The organism is Methylocaldum sp. GT1TLB, from assembly GCF_051027445.1.
In the GTDB taxonomy this organism is placed as follows: domain Bacteria; phylum Pseudomonadota; class Gammaproteobacteria; order Methylococcales; family Methylococcaceae; genus Methylocaldum.
In genome coordinates, this window is the sequence record NZ_CP194898.1 from 698,875 (window position 1) to 725,821 (window position 26,947).

21 protein-coding genes are annotated in these 26,947 nt (G+C 59.1%); 7 read left to right on the plus strand and 14 right to left on the minus strand.

The genetic code is table 11. The annotated features are described in order from the left end of the window. Positions 1–18: 18 nt before the first annotated feature. Positions 19–1,149, minus strand: a complete 1,131-nt coding sequence (locus ACR2R1_RS02985) for a 5-(carboxyamino)imidazole ribonucleotide synthase (protein WP_434112601.1) — start codon at positions 1,147–1,149, stop codon at positions 19–21. Positions 1,150–1,262: 113 nt separating this feature from the next. Beyond that, positions 1,263–1,751 (minus strand): 5-(carboxyamino)imidazole ribonucleotide mutase, encoded by a 489-nt coding sequence (purE, locus tag ACR2R1_RS02990; protein ID WP_133715962.1) that lies wholly within the window; start codon positions 1,749–1,751, stop codon positions 1,263–1,265. Between the two features lie 107 nt (positions 1,752–1,858). Here purE and ubiG point away from each other — a divergent pair, with 107 nt between their 5' ends. The 3 genes from ubiG (at position 1,859) to pntB (ending at position 5,865) form a co-directional block, all read left to right on the plus strand. After that, positions 1,859–2,599, plus strand: a complete 741-nt coding sequence (ubiG, locus tag ACR2R1_RS02995; RefSeq protein WP_434112603.1) for a bifunctional 2-polyprenyl-6-hydroxyphenol methylase/3-demethylubiquinol 3-O-methyltransferase UbiG — start codon at positions 1,859–1,861, stop codon at positions 2,597–2,599. A 287-nt stretch (positions 2,600–2,886) separates the two neighbouring features. Then, positions 2,887–4,449, plus strand: coding sequence for a Re/Si-specific NAD(P)(+) transhydrogenase subunit alpha (locus ACR2R1_RS03000; RefSeq protein ID WP_434112605.1), 1,563 nt, complete (start codon positions 2,887–2,889; stop codon positions 4,447–4,449). Positions 4,450–4,464: 15 nt separating this feature from the next. Then, entirely contained in the window at positions 4,465–5,865 is a 1,401-nt protein-coding gene (pntB, locus tag ACR2R1_RS03005) for a Re/Si-specific NAD(P)(+) transhydrogenase subunit beta (RefSeq protein WP_133715965.1), read from the plus strand. 495 nt (positions 5,866–6,360) lie between these two features. Here pntB and ACR2R1_RS03010 read toward each other — a convergent pair whose 3' ends face one another. The 9 genes from ACR2R1_RS03010 to ACR2R1_RS03050 form a co-directional block, all read right to left on the minus strand. Then, positions 6,361–7,629: an alginate export family protein gene (locus ACR2R1_RS03010; protein ID WP_434112607.1), complete on the minus strand. Its 1,269-nt coding sequence runs from the start codon at positions 7,627–7,629 to the stop codon at positions 6,361–6,363. A gap of 289 nt (positions 7,630–7,918) precedes the next feature. Beyond that, positions 7,919–8,497, minus strand: coding sequence for an ANTAR domain-containing response regulator (locus tag ACR2R1_RS03015; RefSeq protein ID WP_077729548.1), 579 nt, complete (start codon positions 8,495–8,497; stop codon positions 7,919–7,921). Continuing rightward, the gene (locus tag ACR2R1_RS03020) at positions 8,494–9,819 is read right to left on the minus strand and encodes a CmpA/NrtA family ABC transporter substrate-binding protein (protein ID WP_133715967.1); all 1,326 of its coding nucleotides are present in this window, start codon (positions 9,817–9,819) and stop codon (positions 8,494–8,496) included. The genes ACR2R1_RS03015 and ACR2R1_RS03020 overlap by 4 nt, the downstream gene beginning before the upstream one ends. 570 nt (positions 9,820–10,389) lie before the next feature. Next, on the minus strand, positions 10,390–13,116 hold the full coding sequence (locus ACR2R1_RS03025) for a molybdopterin-dependent oxidoreductase (RefSeq protein ID WP_434112609.1): 2,727 nt from the start codon (positions 13,114–13,116) through the stop codon (positions 10,390–10,392). A 63-nt stretch (positions 13,117–13,179) separates the two neighbouring features. Beyond that, on the minus strand, positions 13,180–13,500 hold the full coding sequence (gene nirD, locus ACR2R1_RS03030) for a nitrite reductase small subunit NirD (protein ID WP_086134823.1): 321 nt from the start codon (positions 13,498–13,500) through the stop codon (positions 13,180–13,182). A 5-nt stretch (positions 13,501–13,505) separates the two neighbouring features. After that, positions 13,506–15,944 carry a nitrite reductase large subunit NirB gene (gene nirB, locus ACR2R1_RS03035; protein ID WP_434112611.1) on the minus strand — a complete coding sequence of 813 codons (2,439 nt, stop codon included), beginning with the start codon at positions 15,942–15,944 and terminating at the stop codon, positions 13,506–13,508. 359 nt (positions 15,945–16,303) lie between these two features. Beyond that, a complete protein-coding gene (locus ACR2R1_RS03040; protein WP_077729544.1) occupies positions 16,304–18,025 on the minus strand; it encodes a bifunctional protein-serine/threonine kinase/phosphatase in 1,722 nt (573 codons plus the stop codon). Between the two features lie 42 nt (positions 18,026–18,067). Beyond that, a complete protein-coding gene (locus ACR2R1_RS03045) occupies positions 18,068–19,342 on the minus strand; it encodes an MFS transporter (RefSeq protein ID WP_347257764.1) in 1,275 nt (424 codons plus the stop codon). 613 nt (positions 19,343–19,955) lie between these two features. Next, complete coding sequence (locus tag ACR2R1_RS03050) at positions 19,956–20,906, minus strand: hypothetical protein (RefSeq protein WP_086134789.1); 951 nt, start codon at positions 20,904–20,906, stop codon at positions 19,956–19,958. Between the two features lie 390 nt (positions 20,907–21,296). Between ACR2R1_RS03050 and ACR2R1_RS03055 the strand changes: the two genes are divergently transcribed. The 4 genes from ACR2R1_RS03055 (at position 21,297) to ACR2R1_RS03070 (ending at position 22,843) form a co-directional block, all read left to right on the plus strand. Continuing rightward, positions 21,297–21,524 (plus strand): SRPBCC domain-containing protein, encoded by a 228-nt coding sequence (locus ACR2R1_RS03055; protein WP_077729541.1) that lies wholly within the window; start codon positions 21,297–21,299, stop codon positions 21,522–21,524. 9 nt (positions 21,525–21,533) lie between these two features. Then, positions 21,534–21,857 (plus strand): alpha/beta fold hydrolase, encoded by a 324-nt coding sequence (locus ACR2R1_RS03060; RefSeq protein ID WP_434112614.1) that lies wholly within the window; start codon positions 21,534–21,536, stop codon positions 21,855–21,857. After that, the gene (locus ACR2R1_RS03065; protein ID WP_434114172.1) at positions 21,847–22,359 is read left to right on the plus strand and encodes an alpha/beta fold hydrolase; all 513 of its coding nucleotides are present in this window, start codon (positions 21,847–21,849) and stop codon (positions 22,357–22,359) included. Before ACR2R1_RS03060 ends, ACR2R1_RS03065 begins: the two co-directional genes overlap by 11 nt. Positions 22,360–22,672: 313 nt before the next feature. After that, positions 22,673–22,843: a hypothetical protein gene (locus ACR2R1_RS03070; protein ID WP_156881205.1), complete on the plus strand. Its 171-nt coding sequence runs from the start codon at positions 22,673–22,675 to the stop codon at positions 22,841–22,843. 89 nt (positions 22,844–22,932) lie between these two features. Here the strand turns inward: ACR2R1_RS03070 and cynS are convergent, their stop codons facing one another. The 3 genes from cynS to ACR2R1_RS03085 form a co-directional block, all read right to left on the minus strand. Continuing rightward, positions 22,933–23,424, minus strand: a complete 492-nt coding sequence (gene cynS, locus ACR2R1_RS03075; RefSeq protein WP_205780710.1) for a cyanase — start codon at positions 23,422–23,424, stop codon at positions 22,933–22,935. Position 23,425: 1 nt separating this feature from the next. Then, positions 23,426–25,165, minus strand: coding sequence for a protein kinase domain-containing protein (locus ACR2R1_RS03080; RefSeq protein WP_434112616.1), 1,740 nt, complete (start codon positions 25,163–25,165; stop codon positions 23,426–23,428). Positions 25,166–25,755: 590 nt separating this feature from the next. Next, positions 25,756–26,595: a formate/nitrite transporter family protein gene (locus ACR2R1_RS03085; protein WP_077729537.1), complete on the minus strand. Its 840-nt coding sequence runs from the start codon at positions 26,593–26,595 to the stop codon at positions 25,756–25,758. Positions 26,596–26,947 lie beyond the last annotated feature (352 nt).

The window sequence follows — 26,947 nt, forward strand, 5'->3', positions numbered from 1 at the left end:
GAAGCGCCGCTTTTCCGGCTAAGCCTGGAGCATCTGTTTCAGTTCCAGTGCCTGCGACAAGGCGGCTTCCACGTTTTCGGCCAGCACGTTGAAATGTCCCATTTTGCGGCCAATGCGGGCAGTCTTCTTGCCATAAAGATGGAGTTTGACGTTGGGCTGGCTCAAGAGCTTGTCCCAGGCCGGCTCGTCGTCCCGCCAGATATCGCCCAGAAGATTGACCATCACCACCGGACTCAGCAAGCGGGTATCCGCGGGCGGCAATCCGCACAAGGCGCGGACTTGTTGTTCGAACTGGCTGGCGGCGCAGGCATCCAGCGTATAGTGGCCGCTGTTGTGGGGGCGCGGGGCGATTTCATTGATGACCAGGTCGTCGTTGTCCAGCACGAAGAATTCCACCGCCAGGACGCCGATATAGTCCATGGCTTGAGCGAGCTTAAGCGCCATGTCTTGCGCGTGTGTCGCGACGGCCGGCGCAACCCTGGCCGGCACGATGCTGACGTCGAGAATTCCCGATTCGTGCTGGTTTTCCGCCACGGGGAAGCAGACTACTTCGGTCGGCGAAGAACGGGCGATGATGACTGAAATCTCGGTTTTTAGATTCAGTTGCCTCTCCAGTACGCAAGACTTTCCGCCCAGTTCGGCGAATGCGGCTTTCGCTTCCTCGACGGTCTTCACCCGGATTTGGCCCTTGCCGTCGTAGCCGAGCCGCGCCAGCTTCAGAATGCCGGGCAAGTGGTCCGCCAGATTCCGATCCAGGTCGGTGGCGGTCTCGATCGCGAGAAACGGAGCGACTCCGAGCCCTGCCCCGGAAATGTATCGCTTTTCCGCGATACGGTCCTGAGCGATCGAAACGCATTCCGCCGAAGGGCTTACCCGTACGCGCTGTGCCAGGTAGCTGAGGCTTTCGGCCGGGACATTCTCGAATTCCGTGGTGACCGCGGCGCAGGTTTCGGCGAGTCTGTCGAGAGCCGCCCGGTCATCGTAGGCAGCGCGGATGTGCGCATCGGCCAGTCCGCCGGCCGGACTGTCGCCGTCGGGATCCAGCACGGTGACGCGATAGCCCATGGCCCGCGCCGCCATGGTGAACATGCGGCCCAATTGACCACCGCCCAGGATGCCGAGCATGGCATTCGGTAGAATGTGTTTCATCGTCGATAGGGTTAATGTGGAACTACGGGAACGGGTCGATAGACGACAGCCGTTCTTATTCTAGTTAGCTTCAGGACGTCCTGTTTCGGAAAATCAGCGGCCTGCTTTCGGCATCATTCGATTTCCGGCAGCGTCAGCCCCAGCACGGCTTCCGTTTGCTTAAGGCGATAAGCCTTGAGTTTGGCGGCCAAGTCCGAATCGTGAACGGCGAGCAGCGCCACCGCGAACAGACCGGCATTCACCGCGCCCGGTTCGCCGATGGCGAAGGTCGCGACCGGTATGCCCTTGGGCATCTGGACGATGGAGTACAGGGAGTCCTTGCCTTTCATGTATGTCGTCGGCACCGGAACGCCCAGCACGGGCAGGTGGGTTTTCGCCGCCATCATGCCGGGCAGATGCGCCGCGCCTCCCGCCCCGGCGATGATGCATTTGAGTCCGCGATCGGCCGCCGTTTCGGCGTATTGAAACAACAAATCCGGCGTCCGGTGAGCGGAGACCACCTTCGTTTCGAACGGGACATTGAAATCTTTCAACTGACGGGCGGCATGCTGCATGATCTCCCAGTCGCTATTGCTGCCCATGATGATGCCGACGTGAACCATTGAATATCCGGTCTTTCCAATCAAAAAAGCGATTTTATCCCGATTCCTCGCCACGCGCTAAGACGAAGGCACGCATATCGGGCTTCCTTCCTCTGGAAAAATAAACCTTGAGCACAAAAACCACAATCGATCCCGCCGAGGCGGCGCATTTCGACCGGCTGGCCCATGCCTGGTGGGACCCCGACGGCCCATTCTGGCCCTTGCATCGCCTCAATCGGCTTCGAGCCGGTTACATCTCCGAGCGGTTGAGCGCACGCTTCGGTCGCAGCGCGAAGCGAGCTGTGCCGCTTCAGGGGATTCGTCTCTTGGACATCGGCTGCGGCGGAGGGTTGCTGAGCGAAGCGATGGCGCGGCTCGGCGCGGAGGTGCACGGCGTCGACATGCTGGAAAAGAATATCCGCATCGCGCAGCGGCATGCAGAAGCGAGCGGTCTGGCGATCCGGTACACCTGCGGCACCGCGGAAGGTTTGGCCGAACAGGGCGGATCGTACGATGCCGTCTTGAATCTCGAAGTCGTCGAACACGTAGCCGATTTGCCGCTCTTCATGAGCGCCTGCGGCCGGTTGGTCCGGCCCGGAGGGCTGATGGTCATCGGCACGCTCAACCGGACGGCCGCATCCTTTCTTACCGCGATCGTCGGCGCCGAATACGTGCTGCGCTGGCTCCCCAAGGGAACCCATCATTGGCGGAAGTTTCCGAAACCGGAGGAATTGGAAGGCATGCTTCTCGAAAGCGGCATGCGTGTTTTCGATCGCACCGGCGTCAGGATCGATCCCTTTACTCGGAAATTCAGGCTAAGTCCCGGAATGAGCGTCAACTACATGCTGGTCGCCGAAAAATCCGGCTGATCGGCGGCGTTGCAAAGAGTTCCGCAGCCCAATCCGGATGGGTTGCCAGAGGCAAAATAAGTTGACCTCTCCCGGCAATTACTTTAAGAAGGTGCGGGGGTCGTTAAGCCGGGCCAGAAAATTTTGTCAATTGTCGAGACATAGATTGTGAATTTCTCATTGTCGCACGCAAGTTAGCTATTTCCGTCCCACCAGGAACGGGACTTCTGGCGCCCTGTTTTCGCCCTCTTGAACAAAAACAACGTTCGTAATTGTTGCGCTCGATAGCGCTAGGAGGAGTACGTTTTATGCGAATTGGGGTTCCCAAAGAAATACACGCCGGAGAGAAGCGTGTTGCAACCGTGCCGGAGGTGGCCGAAAAACTCATGAAGCTCGGTTTCTCGGTGACCGTGGAAACCGGGGCCGGCGACAGCGCCAACTTTTCCGACGATGCCTACCGCGAAGTCGGCTGCGACATCGCCGATGATGCTAAATCCTTATGGGCCGGCTCGGACATCGTGCTCAAGGTGCGTGGTCCTCAAGTCCATCCCGAGCTGGCCGTGGATGAAGTCGACTATTTGCGCGAGGGCGGCAATCTCATCAGCTTTATCTGGCCGGCCCAGAACCCCGATCTCATGGAACGGCTCGCGGCCAAGAAAGCCACCGTGCTGGCGATGGACAGCGTGCCCCGCATTTCCCGCGCGCAGAAGCTGGACGCCTTGAGTTCCATGGCGAATATCGCCGGCTACCGCGCAGTGATCGAGGCGGCCCAGCATTTCGGGCGGTTCTTCACGGGACAGGTGACCGCCGCCGGCAAAGTGCCGCCGGCGAAAGTATTCGTCATCGGCTGCGGCGTCGCCGGGTTGGCCGCCCTCGGCGCGGCGAACGGTCTCGGCGCCATCGTCCGGGCAACGGATACCCGCCCGGAAGTCAAGGACCAAGTCAAATCCATGGGCGCGGAGTTCGTGGAAGTCAACTATCAGGAGGAGGGCACCGGCGTCGGCGGCTATGCCAAAGTGATGAGCGAGGGCTACCAAAAGGCCCAAAAGGAAATGATCGCCCGCCAGTGCATGGACGTGGACATCGTTATCACGACCGCGCTGATTCCGGGCAAGCCCGCGCCCACACTGATCACCGCGGGAATGGTGGAATCCATGAAACCCGGCAGCGTCATCGTCGACCTGGCGGCCGAGCAGGGCGGCAACTGCGAGCTGACGGTCCCGGGCGAAGTCGTCTTCCGACACGGCGTCACCATCATCGGCTATGCCGATCTGCCCAGCCGGCTTGCCCGTCAGTCCAGCACGCTGTACGCCACCAATCTTCTGAGACTGATGGAAGAGCTGTGCCCGAACAAGGACGGCACGATCGACGTCAACATGGAGGACGAGGTCATACGCGGAACCACGGTGATCAAGGAGGGGGAAATCACCTGGCCGCCGCCACCGCCGAAAATCACCGCAGCCCCGGCAGGCGCCACCCCGGCACCGCCGGTCGAAATCAAGAAGGCGGAAAAGAAGCCGCTGCTGCCCGCCTGGGCGCAAACCGGCATCACGCTGGGCGTGGCGGGTCTCCTGTTCTACGGCCTCGGTTCTGTGGCTCCGGCGGCGTTCATGTCCCACTTCACCGTTTTCGTGCTGGCCTGTTTCGTGGGCTACATGGTGATCTGGAACGTCACCCCGGCTCTGCACACTCCGCTCATGAGCGTCACCAACGCCATTTCGAGCATCATCGCCATCGGCGCCTTGATCCAGATTTCCTCGCCCGGTGTGTTGATCACCATCCTGGCGGGGCTCGCCATCGTTCTGACCTCGGTCAACATGGCCGGCGGTTTCTGGGTCACCCAGCGCATGCTGCGCATGTTCAGAAGATAAGCGGAGAGAATAACAATGTCAGAAGGATTAGTTACCGTTTCCTATATCGGCTCGACGATACTGTTTATCTTGAGCCTCGGGGGGCTTTCCCATCCTGAATCCGCGCGGCGCGGCAATTTCTACGGCATCCTCGGCATGGCCATCGCCATCCTCGCAACCGTGTTCGGGCCGAAGGTGACCAGCTATGTTCCGATCATCGTCGCCATGGCTATCGGCGGCAGCGTCGGGGTCTACGCCGCGATCAAGGTCAAGATGACCGAAATGCCGGAACTCGTCGCGCTGATGCACAGCCTGGTGGGGTTGGCTGCGGTGCTGGTGGGTTATGCGAACTTCATCGATCCGACGGCTGCCTTTACCGGGGTGGAGAGAACCATCCATGAGGTGGAAATCTATCTCGGCGTTCTGATCGGCGCCGTGACCTTTTCCGGTTCGGTCATCGCATTCGGTAAGCTGTCGGGCAAGATCGACGGCAAACCCATGCTGCTTCCGGCCCGGCACTGGCTCAATCTGGGCCTTTTGATTCTAGCCATCATCTTGGGGGCCGGCTTCGTCAACGCGCAGTCCACTGCGGGCGGGTTCGTTCCCTTGCTGCTGATGACGGCCGTTGCGCTAGCTTTCGGCGTGCACATGGTCATGGCGATCGGCGGCGCCGATATGCCGGTGGTGGTTTCCATGCTCAACAGCTACTCGGGATGGGCGGCTTCGGCCACCGGCTTCATGCTGTCCAACGATCTGCTGATCGTGACCGGCGCTCTGGTGGGTTCGTCCGGTGCGATCCTGTCCTACATCATGTGCCGCGCCATGAACCGCCATTTTCTCTCGGTCATCGCCGGCGGGTTCGGTACCGGTACCGGCGTAGCGCCGGCGGCAGGGGCGGGACCACAAGGCGAGGTGCAGCCGATCACGCCGGAAGAAACGGCCGAACTCCTGCGCAACGCCAGCCGCGCCATTCTGGTGCCGGGTTACGGCATGGCGGTGGCTCAGGCCCAGCATACGGTGTACGAGATCACCAAGTTGCTGCGTGAAAAAGGCGTCGACGTGCGTTTCGCCATCCACCCGGTGGCGGGCCGCATGCCGGGCCATATGAACGTGCTTTTGGCCGAGGCTAAGGTTCCTTACGACATCGTGCTGGAAATGGACGAAATCAACGAGGACTTCCCGGAAACCGACGTCGCCATGGTCATCGGCGCCAACGACATCGTGAACCCGGCGGCGCAGGAAGACCCCAACAGCCCCATCGCCGGCATGCCGGTCCTGGAGGTCTGGAAGGCGAAAACCTCGATCGTCATGAAGCGCTCGATGGCGTCCGGCTATGCCGGCGTCGACAATCCCTTGTTCTACAAGGAGAACAACCGGATGCTGTTCGGCGACGCCAAGAAGATGCTGGACGAGGTGCTGAAGCACTTGCAGGGGTAGACGTGAATCACCGTAGGATGTGGGCAATACCGTTAAATTAAGCCGTCATTCCGGCAGGGATTGCTCGCCCCTTCCCTGGGGCTCGTCCTTCGGACCGTGCTTAGCACGTCCAAATAGACCAAAGCCGTCCTTGGCTTTCGCCCGTTGGGCAAACTTCGTTTGTCCCATTCGGCTCCCGGCCGAATGGTCGCTCCGGGCGAATTTGTGCCGGACAAACCGGCAGGACAGCCGGTTTGCACGCATCGCGCCCGAAGGGTGCCGGGCAGGATCGCCCGGCATGAATCCAGAGCACAGGGAAGTGACACGCCTCTGCCATCCATGGCTTCTGGACCCCGGCATTCCCTGCCGGGGTGACGTCATTCGCCTAAGCTTAACGGCATTGAGGGTGTGGGACGCGGGAGCCGCTCCATTCGCGATCGATGCCTGTCCTGAGCCGAGTCGAAGGGCGGTTCGAGCACTCACCGCATCCTACGGCCTTAAATTCCCAGCTTTCTTTCAGAAACTGATCCCCGCCTGCAGCCACCATTTTTGGGTATCGACGTTGCCGGCAAACGCTCTCGGGTTGGACGAGTTGTAGTCGGCGAACTTGAAGAGCAGGGAATAATGCTTGCCGAATTTCTTTTCCACCTGGACGTCGAACTCCTCGCCATAGCGGATGCTGCCGGTATCGTCCCGGAAATCGTGGTAGACGAACCATAAATCCAAGCCGTACAGGCTGGTCTTGAACGTGCCGTACACGTCCCGGACGCCGTCGGGCGGCGTCACCAGGAACTTGTCCGCCCAGCCCTGAAAGGCGTGCAGCGTCGCGAGCGGCGTACGGAAGCCCTGGCCGTTGTCCGAGCCCAGTTCCTCGAAGGACCCTTTAAAGACGAAGCCCCACAGATCGACCCCGCCTTCCGCCAGCCAGTAATCGACCTTGAAGTCCTTCGGGTTTTCCGCATAGTCCTCCTGCCAGGCGTATTCGGCCGTGTAGAGGGCCTTGATTTTGTCGGTGATGGGTGTCGCGCCGTCAAAGCGAACGCCTACCGTCTGGGTGGAATTGGTGAGGGTATTGAAGGTCCGCGTCGGAAAGCTTTCGTGTTGATTGTCGTAATCCAGCCACTCACCGTGGACGACGAGTTTGCCGTAAGGGAGACCGGTGTAGGCAATGTTGAAGATCGGCGAATTCATGCCGATGGTGCGGGAGGTGACGTCCTGCACTTTCCAAATATAACCGGCGGTGATCGTGGTGTCGGGCAGGCTGGCGTTGGTGATGGCCACGGCGTCGTAAGTCTGTTCCAGCTGCCGCCAGATGACGTTGCCGATGAAACGGTGGTTGTCGAAGATGATGCGTTGACGGCCGACTTTTATGTTGGTCTGAGGTAAACCGCTGTAATTCAGCCATAACTGGTTAACCTCGTTCTTCTGGGGATCGGCGATGACGGGATGCCGGGTCTTGTTGTTCCAGGTGCTGTTGTACTCGTTGCTGAAGATATCCTGGTTGCCTTCGTATTCGGCGAAGGCCTTGAGCCCGTGAAACTCCGGAGTCAGATAGCCGATGCGCGCCCGGATCATGTCGGCCTTGCCGATTTCGGGAAGATTGGCCTGATCCACGTATTCGAACCGATACCGGATATCGATGTTGATCTTGCCGCCGCCGACGTTCAACGCCTTTTCGATATTCTCGTTGATACCCTCCGCAAAGACCGGGCTGGCCGTGCCGAGCCCCAGCATCAGAAGCCGCGCTAAGCTGCCGCCACTCAGCGGCTGCCTGATAATCCCCATGACTGTACCCCCATTCTGTTGTGATCCGATAAGCAATAAAAAAGGCGTCGCCCGCAGTTTGAAGAGCTGCGGGAGGACGCCTTTGTCCGGAAGTCGAGCGCCGCCGTCAGCGCGCGACTCTAGCTTTCATAGGACTAACAGGAAGCGTGCCAAGCTCGTTTAACGCGCTAAACAGCTCTGAAACAGCAGCTGGCGGCGCAGTGCGGAGGCGCCGGGCGGGTGGGCCGGTACATTGCGTGCGACAAAAGAGTGCGCGATGCGCGAAAGGCGGGCGGAATTCGCCCCGAAGTCAGTCCGTCAGCCCTTCCAGAGTAAGCAGGGTCCTGGCGACGTCCGCGATGCGCATGTTGCGGCTCATGGCCGTTTTGCGCAGCAACTGATAGGCTTCGTCCTCGCTCATTCCTTTCCGCTGCATCAAAATGCCCTTGGCCTTGTCCACCACTTTCCGGTCGGCTAGCTGGGTTTTGGTTTCGTGCAGTTCGCGTTTGAGCGCCTCGAATTCGCGGAAACGGGCCATGGCCACCTCGACGATGGGCATGATGCGTTCCTGGCTGAGGCCGTCCACCACATAGGCGCTCACCCCGGCCTGCACGGCCTGGCGGATGTAATCGCCGTCGCGCTTGTTCGAGAACAGGATGATCGGCCTCGGCTGGTCGCGGCTGATCTCCCGCATTTGCTCCAAGGTGTCGCGGCCCGGCGCCTCCAGGTCCATGATCACCATGTCCGGCTGGCATTCCTTGAGTTCTCGAAGCAGGTTGTGGCCGTGCTTGATCCGGGCGACGACCTGATGTCCGGCATCGTGCAGCGCTTGCTCCAATATGGCGCTGCGTGCCGAATCCTGATCGACCAGCATGATTCTGAGGCTCATGGATTGACCTTGGCCAGTTCGTCCAGTGAAACCTGCCGATTGTGCAGTTCGAAGCGCTCCAGATAATCCACCGGACGGAGCGCATCGAATGTGCCGCCGTCCAGGAACCGGTCCGTACCCAGGATCATCGGCTCGGTGGCTTCCCGAAGCGTCCACGGTTCGCCGTGCTGCCCCTCGGTCTTGTAGTCCGCGGTGGGGAAGGGCAGGCCCAGAGCCTGGGCGGCTTCGCGGTAAAGATCGGGCCGATAGACCTCTTCGGCAAGCTTTCGCATGTCTACGGGATCGCGGAGTTGTCCCCAACGGTACATCTGAGTGATGAACCAAACGGCATGGGAGCGCCAGGGAAACGTCGCGGCATAACGGAAGAACACGTTAAAGTCGGGAAGCGGCGCGGGCGCGGCGTCGACCTGGTAGCGAAACGAGCCGACCATGGACATTTTCACAACGTCAGCCGGTGCGTTGACGTATTCCTCCCGAGCCAGAATATCGGCCACTTCGATACGGTTTTCCGGTTGATCGATCCATTGCGCCGCCTCCAGCAGCGCCATCAGCATGGCGCGGTGAGTGTTGGGATGTTGTTCGGCCCACTCCCGGTTCACGCCCAGCACTTTTTCCGGCTTGTTGTTCCAGATTTCATAATCGGTGATCAGCGTGCGTCCGACGCCGGTGGCGACGGCCTGCGCGTTCCACGGTTCTCCGACGCAGTAACCGTCTATTTCTCCGCTGCTCAGGTACTTCACCATGTGCGGCGGCGGGATCACGACCAGGCGCACGTCGCGGTCCGGGTCGATGCCGCCGGCGGCCAGCCAGTAGCGGAGCATGTAGTTATGGGGGGAAAACGGAAATACCGTTGCGAAGCACAAGGGCTCGCTTCCTGAGTTCTTGCCGGTATCGATGACTTTCTTCAGTGCACGGACGCTCATGGACCGCTCGGCTGCCGCCGCCGGATCGAGTTCGGCCATGCGCCGGTACAAGTCCAGGGAAACGGTAATGGCGTTGCCGTTGAGATCCAGGGACAGAGCGGCGATGGTCGGTTTTTTCAGTTCCCCGAGACCGAGCGTCGTGGCGATGGGCATGGGCGCCAGCATATGACCGCCGTCCAGCAAGCCGGCGAATACCTTGTCGCGGATATTGGCCCAGGACACCTCTCTGGAAAGTCTCGCCTCCAGCCCGTGTTTTCGAAAAAAACCTTTTTCGTAGGCGATGACGAGTGGTGCGCAGTCCGTCAGCGGGATGAAACCCAAGTCGATCTGGGTTTTCTCGAGTCCTTCGCCGCCTGCCGCATGAACGCCAGGGCGCAGCCATTGGGGAACCGAGGTCATGAGTTAAGGGTCTCCTTGTCCAAAATTCTCCAGGATGGATTGGATTGTGAAGCGTCAAGAGCGTATCGGCTCCGATAGCAGTTACGACGCGAGTAGCCTGCCACGACGTTATGGTTTCAGCAATGATCGTGCCATACGGTCCAGTGCTTGGCCGTAGCCCAGACAGTCGGCAAGGGATTGCCGACCTACGTCATTCCGTTCGGCATTCGAGTGAACATTCATCGTAGGATGGGTAGAGCGAAGCGAAACCCATCGATGGTGGGTTAGCCCCTAGTCTCCGCTCGGGACAGGCCCTTCGACAAGCCTGTCCTGAGCATCGTCGAAGGGCTCAGGACAGGCTCCGCGTAACCTACCGACCCTTCGACTTGGCTCAGGACAGGTCCGAGGTCGCTCGATGGGTTACGGCCTCACGGCCTAACCCACCCTACGAAAATCGATTCCTGATTGAAAGCGATTTGGAGTTAGGCCGAGATAAAGAGATGCCTTAAATAGGAACATAGGCCATTGAAGTGCACAAATACGAAGCAAGGCTCGATGCCTTGTGCCGCCGCCGCAGCGGCGCTGGTGTTTTTACCCCTGCAATAAGGACTTGAGCTCGGGAATACAGGAACCGCAATTGGTTCCCGCTTTGAGTGCTGCACCAATTTGTTCCGTCGTCGACAGATTTTGCTTCTCAATGGCGCGTTTCAAGGTATTGATGCCGACCCCGAAACAGGAGCAGACGATACGTCCCTGATCGTCCTCGGCCGAAGCCGGTTTCCCGGCCAAGAGGCTCATGCGTGCCCGATCGGGCACTTCATCCAAGGCGAATAGACCGGCCAGCCAACCGCGCGGCGGCAGCTCAAAGTGCCTATCCACAAAGGCGCAAAACTGCAAACGTCCGCCGAGGAGGCGTGCGCAGCGGTACCGGCCCGAGTGGATGTCGGCGAACTCCAGCCATTCCTCCTTGCCGGGCACCGGCTCGGCGGAAGCGGATTCGCGCGAACCCGAGGGATGGGCGAACAAGCCGCGCATCCAGACAGGCCAGTCCGAAGGTGACTCGGAATGTGCCAGCTCGTAAAGCCAATGGCCGTCTCCCCGTATCGTGACGCGGTACTCGACCTCGATAGCGTCAAGCGGTTCGCGCGACAGCAAGAAGCCGTGCCACGCCGGTCGATAGGGCGCGATCCGGAGCGGTGTGTGCTTGGATTCGGGTTCGCCGGACATCGGATCGGTTGCCGGGTTGACCAAGGCATTGATCAAGCCTTTGCTGGCATAGGGTCCGCTCCAGTGCATGGGCACGAATACCGATCCTGGCTGCTGGTCTTTACTGACGCGGGCGCGGACCAGGGCTTGGCCGAACCGGCTCTCGAGGCGAACCAGGGTTCCGTCCTGAATGGCGAATCGGGCCGCATCGCGGGGGTTCAGCTCGGCGTAAGGCTCGGGAACATGGTTGGTCAACCGGGCGGTTTTGCCGGTGCGGGTCATGGTGTGCCATTGATCGCGGACGCGCCCGGTATTGAGCACCAGCGGATAGGCCGCGTCGGGCGGGTTGGCCGGCGCTTTGGGGACCACCGGCACCATTTCGGCGCGGCGGCTGATGTTTGAAAACCCGCCTGCGTCGAACAGGCGAGACGCGCCGTTCGGATAACGCCCATTTACCGGCCATTGGATCGGCCTCAAGGCATCGTAGCCGGCGCGATCGAGTTCCGCGAGACCGGAAATGTCGAACACCCGTTTGCCGCCGTTTTGAAGACCGGACAACCGGGCGTGCTCCAGGAAAATTTCCCAGGCCGACCGGTAGCAAAAACCTTCGTCGTATCCCATACGCTGGGCAACCCGGCTGACGATCCACCAATCCGGCTTGGCTTCGCCCGGCGCTGTCAGAAATGCCCGCTGCCGGGAAATGCGACGCTCCGAGTTGGTGACGGTGCCGTCCTTCTCACCCCAGGCCAGCGCGGGCAGGCTCACATGGGCGTAGGCGCCCAAGTCGGTGCCCGAATCGCATTCGGAAACGACCACGAATTCGCAGCGGCGGAGCGCGTCCCGCACCGCGTTCGCGTCCGGCAGGCTAACGGCCGGATTGGTGGCCATGATCCAGACTGCCTTGATGCGTCCCTCGGCGATCGCCTGAAACAGCTCCACGGCCTTGAGGCCGGACTTATCCGGCATGCGCGGCGCATTCCAGTGCTCCTGCACGAGAGCCCGGTGTTCGGGATTCTCGATGTCGAGATGCGCCGCGAGCTGATTGGCGAGTCCGCCGACCTCCCGCCCGCCCATGGCGTTGGGCTGGCCGGTCAGGGAGAAGGGGCCCATGCCCGGTTTGCCGATCCGCCCGGTGGCAAGATGAACGTTGATGATGCTGTTGACCTTGTCGGTGCCGCTGGACGACTGGTTGACCCCCTGCGACCAGGCGGTGACGACTTTTTCGGTGCGGGCAAACCATTGGTAAAAGCTCGCGAGGTCCTCGTCGGGAATACCGCAGATCCTGGCAACAGCGGGCAGGGAAGGAGCCGTTTTGCGCGCGTTCTCGAACGCTTCGGCGTAGCGACCGAGATGATTTTCCAGGAAAGCGAAATCGATCCTGTCATCCTGGCGCAGATAATTCAGGAGTCCGTTGAACAGAACCACGTCGGTGCCCGGCCGTATCGGGAGATGCAGATCGGCGGACTGACTCGTCGCCGTTCGGCGCGGATCGATGTTGACGATCTTCAGGCGGGGATTTTCCCGTTTGGCCGCAACCAGACGCTGAAACAGCACCGGATGGCACCAGGCCGCGTTGGAACCGACCAGTACGACGAGATCGGCGAGTTCCAGGTCCTCGTAACAGCCGGGCACGACATCCTCGCCGAAGGCCCGTTTCTGGGCCGCGACCGTGGACGACATGCAGAGGCGGGAATTGGTATCGATATTGCCCGAGCCGATGAAACCCTTCATCAGCTTGTTCGCGACGTAATAGTCCTCGGTCAAGAGCTGGCCGGAGACGTAGAATGCCACCGAGTCGGGACCGTGGGTATCGATGGTCCGGCGAAACGTGTCGGCGACGGCGCCTAGCGCTTCGTCCCAACTCACCCGCCGGCCCCTGATCTCGGGATAAAGCAGCCGAGTTTCCAGCGACAGGGTTTCGCCAAGCGACGAGCCCTTGGAGCAAAGCCGCCCGAAATTGGACGGATGTTCCGGATCGCCCTTGATGTCGACCGATTCGGGACCGCGGGGCTTGGCCAGCACGCCGCAGCCGACGCCACAGTAGGGACAGGTGGTGGCGATGGGCGCATCGTCCGCTGTTAAGGACGGATCTGAGAGCGGTGCAGAACTCACGTTTCTCTTCCTCTTAATAACGAAGTGTGGCTGGGATAAGGGCAAGCGTTTTCGGAATTCCGGCTATTCCGGCCTGTCGAGTTGCAACCACAATCTTTCGTTTTCCAGCTTTACCGGAAAGCACGCCGTTCGGCCCTCGTCCGGCGGAGCGGCTTCGCCGGACGCCAGGTCGATCACCCAGTTGTGCAATGGACAGGCCACCCGCTTTCCGCACACGATGCCTTGGGAGAGCGGCCCTCCTTTGTGCGGGCAGAGGTCGCGAACCGCGAAAATTTCGTCGTTCAGGGTGCGGAAGATGGCGACATTGCCGGCCGGCGTGGCGACGACGCGAGCGCCTTGGCGGGGGATGTCCTCGATTCGGCCGATTTCGATCCAGTCGCTCATGACATTCATCCTACTTTCCTCAAGGGTTCGAAATGTTGCCGCTCGGATTCCTTGGCGAGAACCGCCCATGGATCGATCTGGGCGCTTTTCTGCGATTCGATAAACCGCTCGTACAAGGCGCGTCGGCTTTCCGGATTCGAGACGATGCGCTCCTGGACATAAGCGAGACCGACGCGTTCGATCCAGTGAGCGGTCCGTTCCAGGTAGCGGGCTTCTTCCCGGTAGAGCTGCATATAGGCGCCGCAGTATTCCTTCACTTCCTCTTCCGTATCGACCTTGCAGAGAAAATCGGTGGCGCGGACCTTCACGCCGCCGTTGCCGCCGACGTGAAGTTCCCAGCCTGAATCCACCGCCACCACGCCGAAGTCCTTGATCGTGGCCTCGGCGCAGTTGCGAGGGCAGCCCGATACCGCCATCTTGACCTTGGCCGGCGTCCACGACCCCCAGGTCATTTTCTCGAGGTCTATGCCCATCTTGGTGGAATCTTGCGTGCCGAACCGGCACCATTCCTTGCCGACGCAGGTTTTCACCGTGCGCAGCGATTTGCCGTAGGCATGGCCGGAGACCAGACCGTGCTTGCCGAGTTCCGCCCAAACCGCTGGAAGCTGTTGTTTCGGGACGCCCAGAAGATCGATACGCTGGCCGCCGGTGATCTTGACCGTCGGAATCTCGAACTTTTCGGCCACGTCGGCGATGGCGCGCAGCTCCCGAGGATTGGTGACGCCGCCCCAAATCCGCGGCACCACTGAATAGGTGCCGTCCTTCTGGATATTGGCGTGGGCCCGCTCGTTGATGAAGCGCGACTGCGGATCGTCCCGGTATTCGTTGGGCCATTGGCAGAGCAGGTAATAATTGAGCGCGGGGCGGCAGGAATGGCAGCCGTCGACGGTTTTCCAATCGAGGAATCGCATAACCTCGGGAATCGTCTTGAGATTTTCCGTGCGAATGGCCTCTCGCACTTCTTCATGGGTATGGTCGGTGCATTTGCACAGCGGCTTTTTGGCCGGACTGACCGAGTAATCGCTGCCCAGGGTGCTTTGCAGTATCTGCTCGACCAAACCGGTGCACGAGCCGCAGGAAGCCGATGCCTTGGTGTGGGCCCGCACGTCCTCCAGGGTGAACAGCTTCTTCTGGACGATGGTGTCGACGATCGTCTTTTTGCAGACGCCGTTGCAGCCGCAGACCTCCGCCGTGTCCGGCATGAGCGCCGCGCGGTTTTCCGCTCCGTGGCCGGAATCGCCCAAATGCGCCTGTCCGAACAGGATGTTTTCCCGGAAAGCGGAGATATCGGTACCGTCGCGCATCATCTGGAAATACCAGGAGCCGTCACCGGTGTCTCCATAGAGCACAGCGCCCTTGATGCGGTTGGATTCGACCACCAGCTTCTTGTAGATGCCTCGGGCGGGATCTTGAAACAACAATTCTTCGTAGCCGTTTCCGCCCTGAAACTCGCCGGCGGAGAAAAGATCAATGCCGGTCACTTTCAGTTTGGTGGACGTCACCGAGCCCTCGTAGCGCGCGATGCCGTATTCCGCCAGGTGATTCGCGCAGACCTTGGCCTGCTCGAACAGCGGGGCCACCAGGCCGAAAAGCTGCTTCCGGTGTTGCACGCATTCGCCCACGGCGTAAATGCGGGGATCGAAGGTTTGCAGGGTGTCGTTGACCAGGATACCGCGCTCGCAATGGATGCCGGCGCTCTTGGCGAGATCGACGTTGGGGCGGATGCCCACTGCCATGACCACCAGATCGGCCGGGGTTTCCGAGCCGTCCTTGAAGCGTACGCCAGTGACGCGGTCGTGGCCGAGGATGGCTTCGGTCTGCGCTTCCATTCGGAAATCGAGGCCGCTGTCCTCGAGCGCCCGTTTCAAAAGGTCCGCGGCAGGCTTATCCAGTTGCCTTTCCATCAGGGTATCGAGCAGATGCACGACGGTAACCGCCATCCCCCGCTTTTTCAGCCCGTTGGCCGCTTCAAGCCCCAAGAGGCCGCCGCCGATGACGACCGCATGCCGGTACTTCTGCGAAGCCTCCAGCATCAGTTCCACGTCGCGGATGTCGCGAAAACCGATTACGCCCGGCAGATCCCTGCCTGGGACCGGCAGCATGAAAGGCATGGAGCCGGTGGCGAGCAGCAGTCGGTCGTAGCCGGCCTCCAGCCCGTCTTCGGTACGAACCAGCCGCCGCCGACGGTCGATCGCGACGACCTTCCGCCCCTTGTGCAGCGTGATGCCGTTCGACGCGTACCAGTCGTCATCGTTCAAGATGATGTCGTTAAGCGTCTTCTCGCCGGCCAGGACCGGGGATAGGAGGATACGGTTGTAATTGCAGTGCGGTTCGGCACCGAACACGGTGACGTCGTATGCGTCGGGAGCGATTTTCAGCAGCTCCTCGACTGTGCGTATGCCGGCCATACCGTTGCCGATTACGATGAGTCTCTGTTTTTTCATGGCTTACCTCCTCCGGGATGAATCCCATTCGTCAAATCAACTTTCGTAGGATGCGGGGACGTGAGATGAACCTCGTCATTCCGGCACGGATTGCTCGCCCCTTCCCAGGGGGCTCGTCCTTCAGACCAGCCTGCGGCTGTCCAAAACCGTTCCCGACGGTTTTGTGCCGGAATCCAGACGCCAGGGATGGCATCGGCCCGGATCACAATCCCTGTGCTCTGGATGCCGGCATTCCAATCGCAAACGGTCATCCAGGGAGCGCCCGGATGACCCTTCCAATCGCAAACGGTCATCCGGGGAGCGCCCGGATGACCCTTCCCTGCCGGCATGACGGCTTTACTTACTGCATTGATAAACACCTAAACCCTCCCGTAGACCTGAAACAGGCACACCATCAGCAATCCGAACAGGAGCAGCGCGGTCAGTTGCCAGAACAGAACCGGATTGCGCTGGTACAGGGGAAGGGGACGGGCGGAGACACGCTTGCCGCCGCCTTTCGATAATCCGGATTCCAGCTCGAAGGCCAGCTCGATGGCGTCGGCATAGCGTTCGCCGGGGTCGATCGCGACCGCGCGCGCCAAGGCGGCGTCCAGCCAGACCGGCAAATCCGGACGGCGGCTGGTCAGGGGTTTGGGTTTTCCGAATCGGGGCGTGCTGAATGGCTCGATCTCGCCGTAGGGATAGGCACCTCCGGAGAACACGCGATAGAGCGTTACCCCCAGCGCGAAGATGTCGCTGGCGACGCTGCCCCGCTCGCCGTGAAACAGTTCCGGCGCCATGTAGCTGGCGGTGCCCGGCATCGGATCGGCCTGGTCCTCGTCCCAGGCCGGCAATCGCGCAATGCCGAGATCCAGCAGTTTCAGGCCGCCGTCGTCCGGAAGCAGGATGTTGTCGGGCTTGATGTCGCGGTGCACGATCTGCTGGCGGTGCAGTGCGTGCACCGCCTTGCACAGTTTGAGAGCGAGGTCGATGCCTGGCTCCAGGCCGATGCGTGCGTTTCGCCGCAGGTGCCGTTCGAGCGTGGCGCCGCGATAATACGGCATGACCGAGTAGAGACGGCTTTGCCGCTCCGGCGGCTGTTCCAAAATTTCGGCCACCCACGGACTCTTCACCCGCCCGCCGATCCATGCTTCCCGGACAAAGGCATCGTGATATTGCCGCTCGCTGGCTACCCGCGGATGAGGGAACTTGATGACCACCGGGTTGCCGTTGCGCCGGTCGACCGCGCGGAACAGCGCGCTGTATCGCCCGGAAGACAGCAGTTCTTCCAGTTGAAAATCATCCACCGTGTCGCCGGGACGGGGTAGTTCCAGGATCGGCAAGGACTCGATGATTTCCCGCAGCGATTGCCGGTCGGCCCGGGGCAGGGCGATGACATCCACCACCAGCGCGGTGACGTTGTCGGTGCTGCCGCGCTCCAGCGCCGATTCGACCAGAGCGTCCGCACTGCTTTGGGGCGCGGCCCTTTCCAGCAGGATGCGCGCGATCTCGGCTTGTTTAAGTCCGCCGTGTAGGCCGTCGCTGCACAGCAGGAAACGGTCGTGGATTTCGAGCGTGTGCACGGCGTAGTCGGTCCGGAGCAGGGGCTCCAGGCCCACGGCCCGGTACAGGATATGGTCCAGTTCGGGGCCGTTCAAAGTGTGATCCTTCGTCAGCAGCTCCAGCCGCTCGCCGCGCAGGCGGTAGATGCGCGAGTCGCCGACGTGTATTAGATGTGCGCGGCGGCCGCGAAGAATCAAGGCACTGAAGGTGGTAGCCATGTGGGCGAGATTCGGGTCACGCTTGCCCATCGCGTGTATCCAGCGATTGGCGGCATCCAGGCTTCGATCCAGCAACTGCTCCACCGCCAAGGTTTCGGCCAGGCTGTAATAGGCTTCCATGAAGCTGTGCATGCACAACTCCGCGGCTACCCGCCCTCCCTTGGCCCCGCCCATGCCGTCCGCCACCGCCGCGACGACGCCGCGACAGGCCAGTTCCTGCTGCGACGGTTGAGCGATACCGGCGTAGTCCTGGTTGTCTTCGCGCCGCCCTTGGCGGGAAGCGAAGGCGGCGCTCAAGGCGAGTTGTCCGTTCGCAGTCACTGACGCACCCCGGTGTGTTCCCTTATCCCCATTCCGCCATGCTCAGACCCGCGCACCGGATACCGCGCCCCAGGTCGTGCGCCAGCGTTTCTTGACCATGATCAGGCCGACGAGCCCCAGGAGCGGCAGCCCCGCGAACACGCTGAAACCCAGCGCGAAGCCGTGTTGCACATTCCAGGACCAGCCCAGGGTCTTGGCCAGGAAGAATCCGCCCACACCTCCGGCGCAGCCGACGAGTCCGGTAATCACGCCGATTTCCCTGCGGAAACGCAGCGGCACCAACTGGAATACCGCTCCGTTGCCCATCCCCAGGGCCAGCGTGCCGACGAAAAAAATGCCGACGGCAGACCATGCGAGCGCCGGCAGTTCGAACAGACCCCAGCCGGCCACTTTCGCGTCGCTCGCCGATTGCGGCGCCGGCCCCTCCGGCAAGAACGAAATCGCGAGATAGCTCAGGGAAACGATTACGAACAGAACTTGCAGGGCACGGATGCCGCCTACCCGATCGGCCAAAAGCCCTCCCACCGGCCGGAACATCGAGCCGGCGAATACCACGAGCGCGACCATCATGCCCGCGGCTATTCCGGAGACGTGATACCAGTTGGTGAAATAAAGAGGCAGGGCATTGCCGAGCCCCACGAAGCCCCCAAAGGTAATGGAATAAAAGAACATGAACCACCAGGTGTCGGGGTCCTTCATGACCGCGGCGTAGTTGGCCAGGGTGACCGGCGTGCGTTTGTCGGGGGCATCCTTGACGAGAACGGCGTAGATGACGAGCACCAGCACCAGAGGAATGAGCAGGAAACCGAACACCGCCTGCCAGCCGAAACGTTCCGCCAGCCAAGGGACGATCATGGAATCCAGGACTACCCCCATATTGCCGGCTCCCGCGATACCCATCACCACGCCCTGGTATTGGGGCGGATACCAGCGGCTGGCCTGGGGCAAGGCCACGGCGAAGCTGGCTCCGGCTATACCTAAGAGCAATCCCAGCAACTCCACTTCCAGCTTGGAATGCAGGCCGAACACGAATACATAGGTGAGCCCGAGGATCACCAGCAATTGGGCCAGAACGCCAGTCAGCTTGGGTCCCAGATGGTCGGCCATCGAACCCAGAACGATGCGGAATATTGCGCCGGACAGGATGGGAATCGCGACAATGGTGAACTTCTCCCCCACCGGTAGCCCCAGATCCTTGGTGATGTACAGGGACAAAGGCCCGAGCATCACCCAGACCATGAAGGAGACGTCGAAATAAAGAAAGGCGGACAACAGGGTTGGCCAGTGGCCGGCACGCTTGAATTCTTTGAAGTCCATCGACAAATCTTCTCGAAAAATCCTAGAGCCGCTCTCCGGTGAATCCGGAGCAAAAAAAAAGCGCCCGGCGAACATCGATGCACGATGATCGCAAGACGCCTTTGCCATGTTCCTGAACGCCACCGTTGGCGCAGGTACATTCTATTGATTGATGTAAGCAGCTCGCGTGCCAAACAGCGCGAAAGCACGTCGGCCCAGCATTTCGGCGGTCGGCTGGGCTGTGCAGAATGCCTTCCCGCAGCTATTTGCACCATTGTTGCGCCTACGGTGCACCGAGTTGAAGCGCAGGTACGGATCGCGGGCGCTTAACGGTGGTAAGACGGCACCCGTATTCCGGTGAGTCTATATAAAGTAACGGATAGAGCAGGTGGAGCCGGTTGGATGCCGAACCGGGACTGGCCGGGCATAAACCGCATCGTTCGCGAGTGATGCGGTTTTTTCGTCAGTTTAAGACGTGGATTAGCTGGGTTTTCGCTATCGCTGCAACCCAGCCTACGGTCCCGTCGGGCGCAACGCTGAAATTGCTGGAAGGCCCGGAACAGCGCGACTTGAAGGTTTCGGTGGTGTTTCCGCGTCCGGCACCACCGAGGTACGGCCGGGGTGAACCGGCCGTTCAATCGACGCCGCGGGACACGGCAAGGGTTTGCCAGCGGTGCCTCGCGAATACGACGACGGCGAGCGTCACCCCCAGTGTTTCGAAGGATTCCTCCGCCAGAAGTACGACCTGCCCCGGCGTGGAGTTAAACCATGCTTCTCCCAGGCGTGCTGCGCCGTTCGCCTCGACGATCTCGAAGCCCAGCGCGCCTGTCGCGAATACGAGCCCGGCCAATACCAGTTGCCACAGGGCGCGGGGGCCGACCGCTCGACGTGCCGCGACAAGAAACCAGGCGCTCATGACCAGCAGCAACGGCAGGAAAACCAGTGGCCAGAAATACGTCCTGACCGGGCCGACGCTCAGGGTGTTCTCGCCGTCGCCGATCAGTGTGCTGCCTTTCAGCAAGACGCCGACCGCCTCGTGGAACGAAAGCAACTCATCGAACCCGAGGTAGGTACATACCAGCGCGGACGCGAACCAGAAAATCGCGCGGTCGAGGCGGTAGCACTGGAACGAAAGCCACGCGGCAAACCAGAGCTGTAAGCTTGCAAAAATGGCCGGAATTCGGAACTCGCCGCCCATCCAGAACGCGGCACGCAGCCATCTGAGCTGGTCCGCTCCCTTGTCTCGGGTAAGCCAAAACCCGAGACCGAGCAGGAGCTGAACCAGGACCAGGGCGGTACCCAATGCACGCGCTCGCTGAGTTGGGGTTGCGCCCTCGTACCAGGCCGGAAGGTTCGGCGAGAAGAGGTTCAAGGCAAGTGCAGTTCCGGCAAGCAACCAGGCCAGCGCTTCGAATGTCCAGAAATAGAAGCGCTGAGGCCATGCCGCCAGCAGCATAATCGTCCCGGCCTCCCGCTGGGGCAACAGGCTCGGCAGTTGCAGCAGGTGAAGAACCACGCCGGCGGTTATCGACAACAGGAACATGAGCTGCAACCTGTGGTGCGGATATTCGATACGAGTACTCATCTTGCGGATGGCGGGCACGATTTCCGGACAACGAATGGGTGTTTCTTATATCCCGGGGAGGAACGAGTTGCAACCTTCCCCGGAGACGGGCAGGTTTGCCTTATTTAACTTGCGGAATGGCAAGATCACTGGAGATGGAAAAACGCGTAGGGCTCGGGACGCAGCCCGCTCGCTTCGGCCTGGTGGTCGGCTCGTCATCCTCGATATCAAGGACCCGTCTCGCTGACGGATCAAGCCGTCTGGAGCATCCTCTATGAACGCCATCAGCAGAAACCGCGGGAAACGATGGAAAAGCACTTTAAGCGCGGGTTGTTAGCCGAATGGAGAAAAGCAATACGGCGTAACCTACTCACTTTGAATACCTAATAAACAGACGGAGCGCTACGGAGAATGGATAGCTTTACGATAAGGAAAAGTATTTTTATCGAAGCAAGGCCGGAGACGATATTCGATGCGCTCACGCGGTATGATGAAATCGTCAAATACTTTCCCCTCAAAAAGGTAACGTCCGATTGCAAAGCGGGTGGCGAGATATTGTTTGACGGCGAGATTAAAGGAAAAGAAATACACCGAGCATCGCCCGTGACGCTTTGTTGCAGGGCGAAGTCGCGGACATAGGAGGTCGGCATGGCAGCCGCAAATGTCAACGGTGTGCGGCTTTTCTATGAACTCCAAGGCAGCGGGGAGGCTCCCCTCGCATTGGTTCACGGCTCATGGGATTCTCATCACGACTGGGACCTGCTCGTTCCCCGTTTGGTCGACTCTTTTCGAGTTCTCACCTACGATCGCCGTGGCCACAGCGAGAGTACGTGTCCACCGGGACAAGGCAGTGTGCGCGAGGACGTGGCCGACCTTGCTGCGTTGATACAGGACCTGGGACCTGGGACTCGCGCCGGCATGGGTAGCGGGAAACTCGTTCGGCGCATCGATTGCGCTCCGGCTGGCCGGTGAGCGGCACGACCTCCTTCGCGGCCTCATCATTCACGAGCGGCCCCTCTTCGCGCTGCTCGCCGACGACTCCGCCGTTGCGCCGATGCTGGAGCAGGTTCGGCAACGAGTTGGGGGCGTGGTCGAACGGATCGCCTCGGGCGATCATGCCGGCGCCGCCGAACAGTTCGTCGAGACCGTTGTGCTCGGCCCGGGGTCCTGGGCTCAACTGCCGCCGGAGTACAAGAAGATCATGATGGATAATGCTCCGACCTTCCTCGACGAGGCGAAAGATCCCGAACAGCTGGTTTTCGAGCTGGAGTGGATCAAGGAGTTTACGCGTCCGGCTCTCCTCACGCTGGGCGACCAGAGCCCACCCATCTTCGGACCAGTAGTCGGCAAGCTTGCAGAGGCGATGCCTCGCGCGGAGGTCCTGAAATTTCCGGGAGCAGGGCACATCCCGCACGCCACCCACCCGGACGTGTACGCTAAGGCTATTATCGAGTTCGTCCGTATGCACTCGTGATCGTCCAACGGCGGAAGTTACCGTTGCACTGCGTCTAAGCAACGTGTTCTTCGCAGACCGGGAGCCGATTTTCCTTCCATGACAGGAATTTTTGAAAATCAAGGGGAAGCGCGAACAGCGGCGTTCATAGCTTCCTCGGACAAAGGCGTCCTTGGCCGGTTTCGTACGGAACCGGCATGGGCGCTTTTTTTTTCGGCTTCGGAAGAGAAATGTCGGCACTACCCGAATACAAATTCGACCGTGAGGATTCGGCTGCACCCACCGCACCGTGGTGCTCGGCGGCTTGCTGCTGGGTATCGAGGCGGCCCGCGCCATGCACCGTTCCAACATCGGGGCGTTCCTGGCCGAGCATCGCGACTGCGTGATGCCACGCCAGCTCCATATCGCCGCCCAGACTGTGTCTGATTGGGGCTCAACCTCCGCCAACGATTTGGAGCGGGGCGAGCCGGCGCCGGAGTTCGAATTCGACCGGGCGGTGAGCTAGTAGCGGCTCTCACTCGAGCCCGCTCTTTCGCCCGATCCGCCGGTTGCCGACTCGTCTCATAGAGCCCGGCAAAGCAATCCTTTACCGATTTACCAGGATTTGTAAGGCAAAAATTTACCGTTCATGGTGATGACGACGCGATCGCCGGCTGGGTTTTCTTCTTTGCCGACCGTCATGCTGAAATCTATCGCGCTCATGATACCGTCTCCGAATTTTTCATGAATGATTTCTTTCAAGGTTTCTCCGTAAACGCCGACGATTTCATAAAGCCGATAAATAAGCGGGTCTTGGGGTATTTCGAAGGGCCATTGTTTGTGAGGAAACATTTCCAAGGCGGCTCGAACTTCAATAGGCAGCTCCAAAATGGCGCAGAGCTTTTCGGCAATGTCGTGTTTCATGCTGTTCATGCCAAGACAAGCCGAGGCCAGCCAAACCTCATTGACGCCAATCTGTTCGGCAATGGCTGTCCAAGTGAGTTGTTTTTTTACTTTTGCAGTAATAATGCGGTCCGTCATTTGTTCTTTGGTCAGCAGAGAATCGGCTTTGCAAGATGACGGTGTCTGTGTCGATTTTGTTTTCATTTTAGATACCCCTATTTGTTAACTTAAACAATAAGGCAACAACAGTAATTGCCAGAATGAAGGAAACGCTTTTCCAGAAAACTACTGGATTACGTTCGATGAGCGGTGGACGGGTCTTATTCAGAAACGCTTGGTTCGGGTGGCGTAGATCATAGATAAACTCGGATAATTCCCCATAACGCTGATACGGGTTCGGATGTACTGCCTTCCTGAGCACATCATCGATCCAGGCAGGGATTTCCCGATCGTCATCGAGTACAGAGTGATAGGCTAATTTCTTTTGTGCGGCTCTGGTTCTGGCCTTGGAGACTTCGGCGCCATAAGGCAGTTTACCCGACAGCATTTGATAAGCTATAACGCCCAGCGAAAACATATCGGAATATGTTGTCCCGCTTTCGCCAAGAAAATATTCCGGCGCGGTATATTGGGCAGTACCTAGCAGATGACTTCGCTCGATTGCCGTTGTGATCTCCATCAGGCCGGCAACTTTCGTCGAACCGAAATCGATGATCTTCACCGTGCCGGTATGGTCGATCATGATATTGTCCGGTCTCAGGTCCTGATGCAGCATTTCCAGCCTGTGAAAAGCGCGTAATCCTTTGGCAATTTGTTCAACGATGCCGCGCACGGTTTCCAGGTCCGGTCTCGGATTGTCGATCATCCACTGCGTTAATGTCTGACCGTCAATGAATTCGGTGACGATATAGAGATAGTTGCGTTTCCGCGTCTGTGCGCAAGGCTTCAGTACATACGCACTATTGATGCGCCGAGCGATCCATTCTTCCATCAAGAATCTTTCCAAATAAGCCGGGTCGCCCCGAAGATCGATCGATGGCGTTTTGATGATGACCGGTGTGCCGGTTTCGTTATCAACCGCCAGATAAACATGGCTGCGACTGCTGGCATGCACCTCCCGGACGATCTTGTAGCCATCAAAAACCATTCTGGCTTCCAAAATCGGGGGGAACGGCAGTTCGGTTAATTGCTGATAGAGTTCATCCGGATTCTGCTTAGGCAAGTTTTCGATTTTAACGACCTGAGCCGTGAGATTATCCGGACTGCCTTGTTGGTATGCTGCGTCCACGATCGCTTTCGCAGCGGTATCGAGATCGTCTTCATGCTCTCTGATGGCATTGATGATGAACCGAGGACTGGCATATTCATAAACGCCGTCTGTCGCGAATAAGAAAATGTCGCCTTCTTCCACTGGCAATGCTCGATAATCAATTTCGAGCTGAGGATTAACGCCTAAAGCCCGACCAAGATAGCTTTTATCCTGCGATACCCAAAATCGATGATCGTTGGTCAATTGCTCCAAGGCATCATCATGCAATCTATAGATGCGCGTATCGCCCACGTGAAAAATATGTGCGGTGGTTGACTTGATCACCATGCCGCTAAAGGTGCACACATAACCTCTGTCTTTATCGTAACGATACTGGCTTTGCTGTGTCTGTGAATGTAACCAGGAGTTGGTCGCGATCAAAACCCGCTGTGCTGACTTCCTGACAGACCAAGCGTCCGAAGTGCAGAAATAATCCTCGAGAAAACTCCTAACAGCGGCTTCGCTGGCAATCTGGCTCACATCGCTGCTGCTGATCCCGTCGGCCAGCGCAATCGCAATTCCTTTCGAGCTCAACTGGGGCTCTTTCGGTATGCAAACACCGTGAAAATCCTGATTGGTTTCCTTACGGCCTTTGTCGGAGTATTGTCCTACGGAGATTCTTAATTGACTGGACATTTTTGTTTTTATAGATCCGACCTGGTAAAGCTTTTAAGCCGCCCGCCTTGAGCTTGTCGAAAGACTACAAAGCTTCGGCAAGCCCAGCACAAACGGCCTAATACTTCATGGGGACCGGATCAAGAACGAGATTGAGGGAGCTTCAACCGTGTAGACAGCTGAAGCTCTTTCATCTTATTGCATATTATTTGGAGCCGATCCCAGTAGGCTGGTCGCACGTCAGGCGATGATGCTGCAGGCCAAGTAGAGCATGGCAAGATCGTTATCGCCCGTTGTTCCCAATGGATCAAATTACGGCTGAACAGATTATTAATCAGGCCCGTAAATACCCTCCTGGTATTTCGGGCCGCCGCCCAGGCCCGGTACACGCCCGGCCTGGGCTCACGCGGCTTGTCGCCGCGCCGGGGCATCCCTGCCCCGGATTAACCCGGCCAATATTTATAGGCCGGGTTAATAAGCCGGCTATGGGCGCGCCTCCCGACACACCGTTCCGCTCCCACAACTCATCCGGAATTCCCGCCAGCCATCATCCTTTATTACCAGCCTCACTGATTCCTCTTCACCAACTTTTTGGCATGAGAGGTCACTCGTCAGGCTGCTCTTCCCACCGAGACACGCTCCTTACTGACCCGTTTTGGCGCCGTTCTTACATGTGTGGAATACAAAGTCAGTCCGGTGAACGCGAGCCCGCCAACCAGATTTCCCACAACGGTCGGAATCTCATTCCAGATAAGGTAATCCATGATCGAAAACTTTCCGCCCATGATCAGACCTGACGGAAACAAAAACATATTGACGATCGAATGCTCGAAGGTCATTGCAAAGAAGAGCATGATCGGCATCCACATGGCGATCACCTTACCGCTTACCGACGTGGAAATCATCGCGCCGACAACGCCGGTAGAGACCATCCAGTTGCAAAGCATGCCTCTGATAAAGAGCGTCAGCATGCCTGCCGCTCCATACTTTGCATAACCTAGCGTACGCGCTTCCCCGATACCGGCAATTTTTTGACCTACTTCATTGGGTTCTGTCGAGAAACCGAAGGTGAAAACGATCGACATCATCACCGCCACGGTAAACGCCCCCATGAAATTGCCGATAAAGACCAACGCCCAGTTCCTTAAGATACCGCCAATTGTCACCCCCGGGCGTTTATCGAGCCATGCAAGCGGCGTCAAAACAAATACCCCGGTCAGTAGATCGAAGCCCAACAAATACAGCATGGAAAAACCGACGGGGAACAACATGGCGCCAATGAGCGGAGAGCCCGTCTGTACGGTCATCGCAACCGCAAACACCGCTGCCAATGCCAGGATGGCGCCGGCCATATACGCTCTGATCACCGTATCCCTGGTTGACATGAATACTTTCGATTCACCTGCATCCACCATCTTGGTGACAAATTCTGACGGGACTAAATAAGACATAATTTTCTCCTTTAGCTCGATTATTGGTATCGGTCATGCGATGAAGAACCAGTGAGGCAAAAAAAAGCGCCATAACCCTAAAGGGGTTAAAGCGCCGTTGCTTAATAAACCTCAGCTCGATATAAGCGGATTTTGTGCCAAATTTCGTTATTCTTGCTAAGTTATTGATAGATCATGGCAATTGCGTAATTTTGTGCGGCTTGGAATAGAATAAAAAGATATCGCTTGAACTAACATGGTGCACAGCGGAACAAGGGCGCATACGGGGTCTGTTCCACATGCCAACATGCCCTGGAGCCCAATGGGGGCCTGCGGCGGCTGGCCTCGGTTATATTAAGGAGGTGGCCTACGC